The organism is Polynucleobacter corsicus (assembly GCF_018688255.1).
Lineage (GTDB): Bacteria > Pseudomonadota > Gammaproteobacteria > Burkholderiales > Burkholderiaceae > Polynucleobacter > Polynucleobacter corsicus.
This window is the reverse complement of record NZ_CP061314.1, coordinates 1-13,575: the sequence shown is the minus strand read 5'-3', so window position 1 is coordinate 13,575 and position 13,575 is coordinate 1. Positions and strand designations below refer to the sequence as shown.

Here is a 13,575-nt window from a genome sequence, read left to right as displayed (position 1 = left end):
TTCTTAAAATTGTCGTGCTTTAAAGGGGTAATTTTCTCACGGGGGATAAGACCAAAAGTCGGCGCTCCACCGCTAAATTCGGGATCTCTAGGGGCTCATCGGCCACCAGACGCCAGTCATCCATGCAAACGTCCTGCAACTCTTCATCTGCCCGCCTTGCCTTCATTGCAAACACCAATCCATCGGGCTTGAGAAGGGGAAGAGAAAGCTCTAGAAAGTGGGCAAGATTAGTAAATGCCCTAGAAATCACCGCATCAAACTGCCCTGGCTGTGATTTGGCCACCGCTTCAACGCGCTCGCTCAAGACCTGGATGTTCTTTAAACCCAGCTTACCGCGCACATGCTGCAAAAAAGCCGTCTTTTTACGAATAGCCTCAATCAAAGTCACGTGCCAGTCCGGCTGCAAAATAGCAATCGGGATTGCAGGCAAGCCGCCGCCCGAACCAAGATCTGCAATTTTGGGATTTGGTATGCCCAAAAAGCGGCGCATTACTGGTAAAACTGTAATAGAATCAATAAGATGCAATCGAATGGAGTTCTTCTCACCCTCAATCGCAGTCAAATTGTGCACTTGGTTCCAGCGGCCCATTTCCTGCAAGAAAAGCTCTAAATCCGCGATATTGGCAGAGCTCAGATTAAGGCCTAAACTCTCAATCCCCAAAGAGACCAAATCATTACTCATGAACTTCTTCTTGGGTGCGGCCTAGACCTTTTTTAAGATGTACCAACAGTAAGGAGAGGGCCGCAGGCGTAACTCCAGATATTCTGCCAGCCTGACCCAAGGTGCCCGGCCTATGCAGATTGAGTTTTTGCTGCACCTCTTTAGATAGGCCGACTACTTGGGTGTAATCCAAAGTTTCTGGCAGCGGAAAGGTCTCGTTATGCTCTTGCCGAGCAATCTCCACAGCTTGCCTCTCTATGTAGCCTTGGTATTTGATAGAAACCTCAACCTGGTCGCTAATTTGCTGTGCCAAACCTAAATCGTCATCCAGCGTTCCCGGCGACCAAAGGCCCTCAGACAGGCTGGTAACTGCCTCATAAGTAATGCCAGGACGCCTTAAAAGGTCGGCTAAAGTGCACTCGTGCGACAAGTCTTGGCCCAAGAGCTCAGAAACAGCCTTTGCTGATCCATGTTTTGGGCCGATCCAAATATCTTTTAAACGGGCTGTTTCACGTGAAACAGCCTCTTGTTTCCTGCAAAACGTATTCCAGCGGTAATCATCTACTAAGCCTAGTTCACGTCCAATAGTGGTGAGGCGCAGATCCGCATTATCTTCACGCAGGCTCAGGCGGTATTCTGCACGGCTTGTAAACATGCGATAGGGCTCTTGGACGCCTAAGGTAATAAGATCATCCACTAAAACACCAATATAGGACTCGCTGCGCTTAGGCAACCAAGGCTCTTTACCTTGCGCCGCCAAACCGGCATTAATGCCAGCAAGCATGCCCTGGGCAGCAGCCTCCTCATAGCCCGTTGTGCCATTAATCTGACCAGCAAAGTACAGGCCTGCAATTGCCTTAGTCTCTAAGCTATGGCGCAAATGGCGCGGATCAAAGAAATCGTACTCAATAGCATAGCCAGGACGCACAATTACCGCAGCCTCTAGGCCACGAATGCTGCGCACCAAATCCCATTGAACATCAAACGGCAGGCTAGTAGAAATGCCGTTGGGGTAAAACTCATTTGTTGTTAGGCCCTCAGGCTCTAAAAAGATTTGGTGGCTATTTCTGGAGGCAAAGCGATGGATCTTGTCCTCAATAGAAGGGCAATAGCGTGGGCCAACCCCCTCAATAACGCCGGTATACATCGGGGAACGGTCTAAACCACCCCGAATAATGTCGTGTGTTTGTTCATTTGTATGGGAAATCCAGCAAGGTACTTGCTTGGGATGCTGCTCAGGCCGACCTAAATAGGAAAAAACAGGGACCGGATCCAAATCTCCTGGCTGCTCTAACATCACCGAGAAATCAATAGTTCGCCCATCAATACGGGGTGGGGTACCAGTCTTTAATCTTCCCTGGGGAAGCTTCAACTCTCTCAATCTAGCCGACAAAGAGGCGGCGGCCGGATCGCCAGCTCGACCCCCAGCATGATTATTTAAACCAACGTGAATCTTCCCATCCAAGAATGTGCCAGCAGTTAGCACCACCTTCTTGGCTATAAACGTCAGGCCCATCTGCGTAACCACACCCCGAACTTCATCACCCTGAACCAGGAGGTCATCTACGGCAGCCTGGAAAAGGGTCAAGTTTTCTTGGTTTTCGAGACGACGACGAATCGCAGCCTTATACAAAACACGATCCCCCTGTGCGCGGGTTGCACGGACAGCGGGGCCCTTGCTTGAATTTAAGATCCGAAACTGAATGCCCGCCTCGTCAGTTGCGGCCGCCATAGCGCCGCCCATGGCATCAATCTCCTTAACCAAGTGGCCTTTGCCAATCCCACCGATTGAAGGGTTGCAGCTCATAGCACCCAGACTCTCAATACTATGAGTTACAAGAAGGGTATCGCATCCCATGCGAGCAGCTGCAAGCGCGGCCTCAGTGCCGGCGTGACCGCCGCCAACCACAATGACATCGAAGTTCTTTGAATAACGCATGATTTGCCTCAGATAGGGCGATGATCATAGCATTTTGTAGGTTTCACGTGAAACAAATCCACTCCTTAATAACAACATAGGCAATCATTATTATGTAAGCTATTGATTTAATTGAATATTTATATAATAAAGGGTCAAAATACACACCGCCCAAAGTAGCGTCTTCCTTAGAACGGAAAACAGAGAGTCTTAAAAGAGTACGGCGCCGAAGCGCCGCACTAAGAACTCATTAGAAAAAACGAGTTAGTTCTTGTTCTTAAAAAAGTGGGTGATTTCACCAACAACGCCTCGACGGAAGGCCAAAACACAAATCACAAAAATAAATCCGGTTGCAATGGTGCTCCAAGATCCAATATTAGCTAGATAGTTTTGCAAACCAACCACAATGCCCGCACCAACTACCGGACCAAGAATGGTTCCCATGCCACCCAAGAGAGTCATTAAGACAACTTCGCCCGACATATGCCAATGGACATCAGTCAATGTTGCTAACTGAAAGACTAGGGTTTTCAAAGAACCCGCGAGGCCCGCGAGTGCAGCTGAAATTACAAAAGAGATGAGTTTGAAACGATCAACGTCATAGCCCAAAGAAACTGCGCGAGGTTCATTTTCCCGAATCGCTTTTAAGACCTGGCCAAAAGGGGAGTGCACAGTACGTACGATTAACGCAAATCCAAGCAAGAAAATAGCCAGCACAAAGTAGTACATACTGACGTCGTCTTTTAAATCAATCAAACCAAACAACATGCCGCGTGGCACGCCTTGAATACCATCTTCACCGCCAGTGAACGGAAGCTGCACAGCTAGAAAGTAAACCATTTGAGAAAGGGCCAGTGTCACCATCGCAAAATAAATTCCTTGCCGGCGAATTGCTAAAGAGCCAATTAAGAACCCCAAAACCCCTGAGCTTAATACCCCAAGCACAATTCCCAATTCTGGGGATAGGCCGACTTCTTTGCAAAGATGGGCAGTGATGTAAGCGGAGGTGCCAAAGAATGCAGCGTGCCCAAAAGAAAGAAGTCCTGTGAAGCCTAGCAACAAATTAAACGCACAAGCGAAAAGTGCGAAACACAACACCTTCATTGCAAAAACAAGATAGATAAAGTCCTGAAAGGGTAGCAACAAGGCAATTAAAACCAAAATGCCATAAAGCAGTTTTATTTTTGAGCTCACTTATTTCTCCCGGCCGAAAAGTCCAGCGGGACGAATGAGCAACACAATTGCCATGATCACAAAAATTACTACGCCCGATGCTTCTGGATAAAACACTTTGGTTAGGCCTTCGATTAAACCCAAAGCAAGGCCAGTCAAAATGGATCCCATAATCGAGCCCATTCCACCAATCACCACCACCGCAAAAACTACAATAATTAAGTTCGAACCCATCAATGGATTAACTTGAAAAATCGGTGCAGCCAAAACGCCAGCAAAACCAGCTAGGCCAACGCCGTATGCATAGGCCAAAGAAATCATTAAGGGGACGTTGATACCAAACGCCTGAAGCAATTTAGGATTTTCAGTTCCGGCGCGAAGATAAGAACCCAGCTTTGTTCTCTCAATGACGTACCAGGTGGAGAAACAGACCACTAAAGAGGCGACCACTACCCACAAACGATATTTCGGCAAAATAATGCCGATCGACTCTAGTGGAATAACGCCTTGTAATAATTCAGGGGCTGGATAACTCTCACCAGAAATTCCATACCAATGGCGGAACATACCCTCAATAATCAGAGCCAATCCAAAAGTTAATAACAGGCCATAAAGGTGATCAAGATGGTACAGGCGCTTGAGCATTGTGCGCTCAAGAATCAAACCAAAGCCCGCCATCACCAAGGGCACCAAAATTAATGCAAACCAATAATTAATTGAAAACTCAGGAAAACCAAACCATTGACCAACTTGAGTCAAACCAATCCACGCAACAAAAGCTCCCATGGTGTACTGGGCACCATGGGAAAAATTAATGATGTTGAGTAGGCCAAAAATAATGGCTAGACCCAAACTCAAAATGGCATAGAAGGAGCCATTAATAAGTCCCACTAAGAGCTGAGCAACCAGCCCTTGTGGGGTTATACCAAGAAGTTCAAACATACTTAATTAGAAATAAATTACTTGTTGGTAACCAATTTACATTTTGACAATGAAAGTGGTTGGGTGGCCTCTGCAGCAGGAATCACAGCTCGGACATTGTAATAATCCCAAGGGCTGGTGGATTCGGATGGCTTCTTCACTTCTAGTAAGTACATGTCATGCTCAAACTTACCATCAGCGCGGATTTTTCCTTTAAACAAACCATCGTCAATATTGGCGGATTTCAACACCTTCATTACTGCTTGAGTATCGTCAGTGCCCGCTTTTTTAACTGCATTCAAATAAGCCAAAACAGACGAATACACGCCGGCCTGAACCATGGTTGGCATGCGCTTATGTTGCAAGATGAAACGCTTAGAGAACGCGCGTGTCTTGTCATCTTTGTCCCAATAGAAGCCCTCAGTTAGGTACATGCCTTGCGCAGCATTTAAGCCCAAAGAGTGAACATCGGAAATAAACATCAACAAAGGAACAACGGTTTGTTTTTTATTGATACCAAACTCTGAGGCCTGCTTCACAGAGTTAATCGTGTCTTGGCCTGCGTTTGCTAATGCAACCACATCGGCGCCACTAGCCTGAGCCTTTAAGAGATATGAAGAGAAGTCGCTGTTTGGAAACGGGTGCTTGCTGGTGCCCAACACCTTACCGCCATTGGCCGTTACCACTGCAGTAGCATCTTTCTCCAATGCGGCACCGAAGGCGTAATCGGCAGTAATGAAGTACCAATTCTTTTTACCCTGCTTAACAACCGCCTTACCCGTACCGTTTGAGAGTGCATAGGTGTCATAAGCCCAATGCACGTTGTTTGGGGTGCATTTTTCATTTGTAATAGTGACCGAACCAGCACCAGAAACTAAAGTAATTTTATTTTTTTGCTCAGCCACTTCCATTACCGCAAGCGCAACATTGGTAGATACCAGTTCAACAATCGCATCGACACCGTCTTTATCGTACCACTCACGCGCCTTGTTTGCAGCAATATCTGCTTTGTTTTGATGATCAGCGCTAACTAACTCAATTTTTTTACCAATCACCGTGCCGTCTTTTGAAAAATCAGCAATGGCCATTTTTGCCGCAATCACAGCGCCAGGGCCGGCGAGATCAGAGTAGATTGAGGAGAGGTCGGTCAAAACACCAATCTTGACTACATCACCGCTGACTTTGGTGGTTTGTGAAAACGCTGGGTTTGAACCAAAAAAGGTTGCCGCAACCAGGCACGCGGTAATTTGCTTTAACTTCATTTATGTCTCCTATAAATAGCCACTAAACACCAAGATACTCATTTAATAAGCTTGCTTTTTCCTTAAGCTCACTTTGATTGACAACCTCAACTACATTGCCATGCTCAACCACATAATGCCGATCTGCCAAAGGGGCGGCGAAGCGGAAGTTTTGCTCCACCAACACAATCGTAAAACCCTTGTTCCGCAGATTGGTAACAACCTCACCTAACTTTTGAACAATCACCGGCGCCAAGCCTTCAGTAATCTCATCCAACAACAGTAGTTTTGCGCCCGTTCTCAGAATGCGTGCCATTGCGAGCATTTGCTGCTCACCGCCCGATAGTCTTGTACCGGGGCTATTGCGTCGCTCGTACAAATTGGGAAACATTTCATAGATCTCATCCAAGCCCATGCCACCAGGAGCAATTTCTGGCAAGAGCAACAGGTTCTCCTCAGCACTTAAGCTGGCAAAAATGCCGCGCTCTTCGGGGCAATAACCAGCACCCAATCGGGCAATTTTGTAAGTTGGCATTGCGATGGTTTGGTTGCCATAAATTTCTACTGAGCCCGTTCTTTTACTAGTCAACCCCAAAATGGTTTTTAAAATAGTGCTGCGACCAGCGCCATTGCGACCCAGAAGAGTAACCACCTCACCATCACGAACAGCAAAATTTACACCATGAAGAATGTGGGACTCGCCATACCAAGACTCGACGTTTTTAACCTCCAGCGCCATCGTGCTCATAGGTCATCACTCCCATGGCTGCCCATATAGGCCTCAATCACCAAGGGGTTGTTGGAAACCTCTTGGTAGGAGCCCTCGGCCAACACTGAGCCTCGCTGTAATACCGTGATGCGGTCCGCTATGGAAGAAACCACCTTCATATTGTGCTCAACCATCAGAATGGTTCGACCTTTAGCAACCCGATCAATTAACTCGGTAACGCGCTCCACATCCTCATGCCCCATACCCTGCGTTGGCTCATCCAACAACATTAATTCAGGCTCCATTGCCATGGTGGTGGCAATTTCTAAAGCTCTTTTGCGACCATAGGCTAGATTTAGAGTTTCTTCATAAGCAAAGTCTGCCAAACCCACCTCTAACAAAAGTTGTTCAGCTCGCTCATTGAGCACGTTTAGTGAGTTTCCAGACTTCCAAAAATGAAATTCGGTACCCAATCCTCGCTGCAGTGCAACACGAACATTCTCTAAAACAGTAAGGTGTGGAAAAACAGCTGAAATTTGGAATGAGCGGACAACCCCACGACGCGCTATTTGAGCCGGTCGTTCTTTGGTGATGTCGAAGCCATTAAATAAAATCTGGCCGCTGGAGGGCTCCAAAAACTTAGTAAGAAGATTAAAACAGGTTGTTTTGCCTGCGCCATTGGGCCCAATAAGGGCGTGAATAGTTCCCCGAGCGACATCTAGGTTGACATCACTTACGGCGGAAAAGCCCTTGAAAGTCTTTCCAAGGCCAATTGTTTTTAATATTGTTTCTTGCAAACTCAAATCCTTATACCCATCCATAGGCAAGAGTTTGAGAATACCCTAAGAGGGAGCTGACTAATATAGCGATAACCCTAAAAACGTTGAGGGTGTATTGATTAACTTGTTTGGATAGCGTTTAAAAACTTTTGGGTTGCCAATCTTGCTACCTCATCCAAAACATCCATAGGAACTCTTTGGGCGCCCTGAACAATCATAAGAGCATACGGCTTTGCAAGAGCGGCGGCCTCTGGACACAAGTGAAGCTCTTCACCAATTGCGGGCGATTGGCTGCGCCAATAATTAATGGCGGCCTCTAAATCCTGAATGGTAATAAACAACATGTTGAAATAAGAATTTATTTTTTGTCGAGAGACAGCATGGTGCCCCGACATTTTTTAGCGCCACACCGGCACTCATAATCTTTTTTCATTTGCTTAGTAAGGCGACCATCAACCCCAAGGGAGTAGTCGTAAAAAAGTTCCTCACCCACTTTAAGATCTCTTTTGGCATAGATAAATACACGAGGCTCGCCACCGAAGCTGTCCTCCTGGGTTTCACAAATCGGCTTGCAAGAATGATTAATCCAGCGAGCAGCGTTTCCACCATACTTCGCATCAATACAACGGCCATCTTCTAGTGAAAAGTAAAAAGTATGGTTTGGGTCTTTAGGGTCATGTGGGTGGCGCTTTTCTGCCAACTTCCAACTAATTCGCTCACCTTTGTACTCAATGATGGCATCACCTTTTTTAATTGGCTTAGCAACAAAAACACCTTTTCCATGAATGGGTGAAGACTTGACAACAATGCGCGAACGATCAATTTTAGGAGCGGCTAATTTCTTTTTACTCATTTAAATCAAACATCCAAATTACGCGCAATTAAGGCATTTTTTTCAATAAAGGCGCGGCGCGGCTCAACCTCATCACCCATTAGGGTAGTAAAGACTTGGTCTGCAGTAATGGCATCTTCAATTTTGACTTGGAGCAGGGTGCGTGATCCAGCATCCATTGTGGTTTCCCACAACTGGGAAGGATTCATCTCACCAAGTCCCTTGTAGCGCTGACGACTAAGAACGCGCTCGGCCTCAGAAAGTAGCCACGCAAAAGCAGCCCTAAAGTTTTGAATAGCCTGTTCCTTTTGGTTTTTATCTGGATCTCCGCGGCGCACCTTCGAGCCAGGCAAGACCTTGCCAGATAAAACTGCAGCCGCATTAGCTAGGCTTTGATAGTCATCACCATGAACAAAATCAGAGTTAATGGCTGACAATTTCAAGTTGCCATGAATACGGCGAGATAACAGCAGCTTGTAGCGATCTGTACGCTCTTCTTTTTGAACAATAATTTCAGGTGGAAGCGCCAGAGGATTTAAAGATTCTGCGAGCGCGATACGCAAGCGGCCAGCGGACTCTTGGGCTGAATTTTCTGTATCTAAATTCAACTGGGTGCCAGAAGCAATGGCGCGCAAAGCATCTTCATCAATAGTTCGTGATAGACGATCAACAATAGATTGAATCACTTGATAGTGTTTGGCCAGCTCGTCCAATGCGGCGCCTTCAATGATTTCACCTGCTGGGGTTTGAAGTGATGCTGACTCAAGAGCAATTTTCAAGAGTAATTGATTGAGTTCGACGTCATCTTTAATGTACTGCTCGTTTTTGCCAAACTTCACCTTGTATAGAGGTGGTTGAGCAATATAGATGTGGCCACGCTCAATTAACTCAGGCATCTGTCTATAGAAGAAGGTGAGTAAAAGCGTGCGTATGTGGCTTCCATCTACGTCCGCGTCGGTCATGATGATAATGCGATGGTAACGGAGTTTGTCGGCCTTATATTCTTCAGCGCCAATGCCAGTCCCAAGCACAGTAATTAAAGTAACCACCTCTTGGCTTGCCAGCATTTTGTCGAAGCGCGCCTTCTCCACATTCAGGATTTTTCCTTTGAGAGGAAGAATCGCCTGGAAGCGACGGTCTCGTCCCTGCTTTGCAGAGCCGCCCGCGGAATCTCCCTCAACAATAAACAACTCCGATTTTGTGGGGTCCTTTTCTTGGCAATCTGCCAACTTTCCAGGGAGCCCCAGGCCATCTAAAACACCTTTGCGACGAGTCATATCACGAGCTTTGCGGGCTGCTTCGCGAGCGCGCGCAGCATCTACAATTTTTCCGCACAAAATCTTAGCGTCAGCTGGGCGCTCTTGTAAATACGCGCTCAGAGCCTCAGCAACAATCTCCTCTACTGGGCCACGAACCTCACTAGACACTAACTTGTCTTTTGTTTGGCTTGAGAACTTTGGCTCTGGGACCTTGACAGACAATACGCAAGCAAGGCCTTCGCGCATATCGTCGCCAGAAATTTCTACCTTCGCTTTTTTTGCAACCTCGTGCTCATCAATGTATTTGTTGATCACGCGTGTCATGGCTGCGCGCAATCCTGTTAGATGGGTACCACCGTCACGTTGGGGGATGTTATTGGTAAAACACAAAACTTGCTCACTAAAACTATCGTTCCATTGCATTGATACTTCAGCCGTGATGTTGCCACCCAAATCTGATGGGCGGATACCTTCAGCGTAAAAAATATTGGGATGCAAAACGTTTTTTGTTTGGTTGATGTATTCAACAAAGCCCTTTACACCACCAGAAAACGCAAAATCTTCTTCTTGACCAGAGCGTTGATCAATTAGTTTGATGTGAACGCCATTATTTAAAAACGAAAGTTCGCGGATACGCTTAACCAGTATTTCATAATGAAACTCGATGTTTCCAAAAATGGTTTCATCGGCTAAAAAGTGAACCTCTGTACCAGACAAAGTCGTGTCACCAATAACGGTGATTGGCGATGTAGCAACCCCATTTTCTTCTTGAATGTTGCGATTTTGAATAACGCCACGCGCGAACTCCATGTAATGCGCTTTACCATCGCGACGAATGGTCAGCTTTAGCCATTTAGAGAGTGCGTTTACGCAACTAACACCTACGCCATGTAAACCACCGGAAACCTTATAACTATTTTGATCAAACTTACCACCGGCATGCAACTCCGTCATCACAATTTCTGCAGCACTTCTTTTTGGCTTGTGCTTGTCGTCGTATTTAATGCCTGTTGGAACACCACGGCCGTTATCGACTATAGAAATGGAATTGTCAGTTTGAATGACAACGGTAATTTCAGAGCAATAGCCTGCAAGCGCTTCATCAATCGAGTTATCTAAAACCTCAAAAACTAAGTGGTGCAAGCCCGTGCCATCAGAGGTGTCTCCAATGTACATTCCTGGGCGTTTGCGAACAGCCTCAAGACCTTCTAAGATTTGAATTGATGATGCACCATACTGCTCTACAACTTTTTTTTCTTCAGTCATTTTTTTCTAAATTAAATACGCATTGGCATCACAACATACTTGAAGTCTTCAGAACCGGGTAAGGTAATAACCGCACTACTGTTGGCATCACCTAAACTAATTTGAATTTTTTCATTCTTCAGGTTTGATAAAACATCTAATAAATAACTTACATTAAAACCAATTTCAACCTCATCACCGCTGTATTCAGTTTCAATCTCCTCTTGCGCCTCTTCTTGCTCGGCGTTGGTTGATTGAACTGTGATTCGGTTTGGTGACAAAGAAAAACGTACACCTTTAAATTTGTCGGTTGTCAAAATTGCAGCGCGTTGTAGTGCGGATTGCAAAACATCACGTCCTACGACTAATGAATTTTTATGACCCTTAGGGATCACTCTTTGAAAATCAGGGAACTTACCCTCAACTAGTTTTGAAATCAACTCAATGTCGCCGAAGGTGAACTTCACTTGATTGGATGTAAGACTCATTTCCAATATCTCATCCGAATCTTCAAGTAGATGTTGACACTCAAGAATAGTTTTGCGAGGAATAATGATTTCTTGTCTCTGCCCAGAGCCTAACGGGGCTTCGGCCAACTCAACTTGAGAATACGCCAAGCGATGGCCATCAGTAGCCACAGCAATTACCTGTTTACCCTCAACAACCAACAACATCCCATTAAGGTAATAACGAATGTCCTGTTGCGCCATGGCGAAATGAACTTGACTAACCAATTGGCGAAAACTCTTTTGAGTCATTCTCCAGCTCGCCGTTACTTCACCAACACTTTGCATAACCGGAAACTCGGCTGCAGAAAGTGTTTGTAAAGAAAAGCGGCTTTTTCCGCTTTGCACAACCATTTTGTTGTCTTTAAGATTTAAGGCTACGGGCCCCTCTGGAAGCGCTCGCAAAATATCAAGCAACTTTCTTGCAGCTACCGTTGTGGTTACATCCTCTGCACCAACACCAAAATTGGCGTTGGTTGTAATTTGAATTTCTATATCAGTCGAGATAAACGACACCTTGTCACCTTGTTTCTTAAACAACAAATTTGCCAAGATCGGTAAAGTGTGTCGACGTTCAACAATGCCACTAACAACCTGAAGTGGTTTTAATAAACTATCCCTTGAAGTGTTTACGAGTTGCATTGCTTTTAAATCCTTGTATATATCTTATTAGTAGTAGTAGTAAAGCTTGTTATTTCGGTGGATAAGTCAAAAACCTTATATAAAACAATCCATTAAAACAAAGTAAACCTGTGGAAAACCCCTGTATAAGCCGTGCATAAATCTTGGATAACTTTTTATCAACACCCTATTTTTGCATGAAGCGCTATCTTTCCACAATTTATCCACATACAATCCACAAACTTATTCATTGAGCTATCCACAACCTTATCCACAAGCAAAAACTTAAGATTTTAGGGTTTGTTCAATAACATGGATTTCATGGTTAAGTTGACCGTCATGAGAGCGCTCTTCGCCAATCTTCCGCACAGCGTGTAAAACGGTTGTGTGATCCCGCCCCCCAAATAACTCACCAATTTCTGGGAGGCTTTTTTGGGTTAATTCTTTTGCCATAAACATAGCAATTTGCCTCGGACGAGCTATGTTTGCTGGGCGCTTCTTGGAATACATGTCAGCAACCTTGATGCTATAAAAGTCGGCCACTGCTTTTTGTATATTGTCGACTGAAATTTGCCGATTTTGTATTGATAAAAGGTCCTTTAAGGCCACGCGAGCCACTTCAATTGTGACTTCTTTACCGTGGAAACGAACAAAAGCCAAAATCTTCCTTAGCGCGCCCTCCAATTCTCGTACGTTAGATCTAAGATGTTTAGCAACAAAGAAGGCCACATCCTCACTCATGGGGATGCCCTCACTCAAAGCCTTTTTCATCAAGATGGCAACCCGCATTTCTAGCTCTGGCGGCTCAATAGCCACCGTTAAGCCTGAATCAAATCGGGAGATAAGGCGGTCATCAATCCCAGCCATCTCTTTTGGGTAGGTATCACTTGTGATGATGACTTGGGCTTTATTGCTTAAAAGTGCCTCAAAGGCGTAAAAAAACTCCTCTTGAGTTCTGGATTTACCGCTAAAAAATTGAATGTCATCAATTAATAGTAGGTCCAGGGAGTGGTAGTAGCGTTTAAAGCGATCAAATGCCTTCTGTTGATAAGCTCTAACTACGTCAGAGACATACTGCTCGGCATGAATATAGCGAATCCGGGCGCCAGGCTTTTCTTTTAAAAGGTGGTTGCCAATTGCATGAATCAGGTGGGTTTTACCCAAACCCACCCCACCATACAAAAACATGGGGTTGTAGGAGGTTCCTGGGTTATGGGCAACCTGGATCGACGCAGCCCGAGCCAATTGATTTGCCTTACCAGTAACAAATGTATCAAAAGTAAGGTTGGGATTCAGTTTGGAGTGATCTTCAATCTCAAAAGCCTGCTCCTCGGTGGAATTGTTATCTGCAATCACCTCGGGCTCTTGCTGCACGGGCAGCTCCCGACTTGTGTTGAGCTGGGCTGCTTGGGCGCTCGCCCCCTCAACACTGAGTACAAAACTGAGGTTGATTGGATGACCAAAATATTGGTCTGCCAACTTTTGAAGGCGGTCAGAGAAGGTTTTCTTAATCCAGTCGAGCTTAAATCTATTCGGCGCTCCTACAATGAGTGATTGCTCACTTTCATCGAAAGAAACTAGGCTCAGGGGCTGGATCCAAGTTTTAAATTGTTGGGGGGAAAGCTCGCGAGCAAGCGCGCCAAGTGCGCCGTCCCAAAACCCCAGTGGGCTAGGTGAGTTCAAAGTAATAGGATTCTGTAGGTTGCTCAT

The 13,575-nt window shown here is 45.6% G+C and carries 12 protein-coding genes; all 12 read right to left on the bottom strand.

The window, feature by feature from the left end; translation table 11 throughout:
* Window positions 1-19: 19 nt before the first annotated feature.
* Window positions 20-682 (bottom strand): 16S rRNA (guanine(527)-N(7))-methyltransferase RsmG, encoded by a 663-nt coding sequence (rsmG, locus tag C2747_RS00060; protein WP_215331752.1) that lies wholly within the window; start codon window positions 680-682, stop codon window positions 20-22.
* Window positions 675-2,600, bottom strand: coding sequence for a tRNA uridine-5-carboxymethylaminomethyl(34) synthesis enzyme MnmG (gene mnmG / locus C2747_RS00055; protein ID WP_215331751.1), 1,926 nt, complete (start codon window positions 2,598-2,600; stop codon window positions 675-677). The genes rsmG and mnmG overlap by 8 nt, the downstream gene beginning before the upstream one ends.
* 243 nt (window positions 2,601-2,843) lie before the next feature.
* The gene (locus C2747_RS00050) at window positions 2,844-3,773 is read right to left on the bottom strand and encodes a branched-chain amino acid ABC transporter permease (RefSeq protein WP_215331750.1); all 930 of its coding nucleotides are present in this window, start codon (window positions 3,771-3,773) and stop codon (window positions 2,844-2,846) included.
* A complete protein-coding gene (locus C2747_RS00045) occupies window positions 3,774-4,694 on the bottom strand; it encodes a branched-chain amino acid ABC transporter permease (RefSeq protein ID WP_215331749.1) in 921 nt (306 codons plus the stop codon). It lies immediately after the preceding gene.
* A gap of 17 nt (window positions 4,695-4,711) precedes the next feature.
* Window positions 4,712-5,935 carry an ABC transporter substrate-binding protein gene (locus tag C2747_RS00040; protein ID WP_215331748.1) on the bottom strand — a complete coding sequence of 408 codons (1,224 nt, stop codon included), beginning with the start codon at window positions 5,933-5,935 and terminating at the stop codon, window positions 4,712-4,714.
* Window positions 5,936-5,957: 22 nt separating this feature from the next.
* Complete coding sequence (locus C2747_RS00035; RefSeq protein ID WP_215331747.1) at window positions 5,958-6,662, bottom strand: ABC transporter ATP-binding protein; 705 nt, start codon at window positions 6,660-6,662, stop codon at window positions 5,958-5,960.
* Complete coding sequence (locus tag C2747_RS00030) at window positions 6,659-7,444, bottom strand: ABC transporter ATP-binding protein (RefSeq protein WP_215331746.1); 786 nt, start codon at window positions 7,442-7,444, stop codon at window positions 6,659-6,661. The genes C2747_RS00035 and C2747_RS00030 overlap by 4 nt, the downstream gene beginning before the upstream one ends.
* Window positions 7,445-7,521: 77 nt before the next feature.
* Window positions 7,522-7,746 carry a DUF3717 domain-containing protein gene (locus C2747_RS00025; RefSeq protein ID WP_215331745.1) on the bottom strand — a complete coding sequence of 75 codons (225 nt, stop codon included), beginning with the start codon at window positions 7,744-7,746 and terminating at the stop codon, window positions 7,522-7,524.
* Window positions 7,747-7,760: 14 nt separating this feature from the next.
* Window positions 7,761-8,255: an SET domain-containing protein gene (locus C2747_RS00020; protein ID WP_215331744.1), complete on the bottom strand. Its 495-nt coding sequence runs from the start codon at window positions 8,253-8,255 to the stop codon at window positions 7,761-7,763.
* Window positions 8,256-8,260: 5 nt separating this feature from the next.
* Window positions 8,261-10,759 carry a DNA topoisomerase (ATP-hydrolyzing) subunit B gene (gyrB, locus tag C2747_RS00015; RefSeq protein WP_215331743.1) on the bottom strand — a complete coding sequence of 833 codons (2,499 nt, stop codon included), beginning with the start codon at window positions 10,757-10,759 and terminating at the stop codon, window positions 8,261-8,263.
* An 11-nt stretch (window positions 10,760-10,770) separates the two neighbouring features.
* Window positions 10,771-11,886, bottom strand: coding sequence for a DNA polymerase III subunit beta (gene dnaN / locus C2747_RS00010; protein ID WP_215331742.1), 1,116 nt, complete (start codon window positions 11,884-11,886; stop codon window positions 10,771-10,773).
* Window positions 11,887-12,150: 264 nt separating this feature from the next.
* Complete coding sequence (gene dnaA, locus C2747_RS00005) at window positions 12,151-13,575, bottom strand: chromosomal replication initiator protein DnaA (protein WP_215331741.1); 1,425 nt, start codon at window positions 13,573-13,575, stop codon at window positions 12,151-12,153.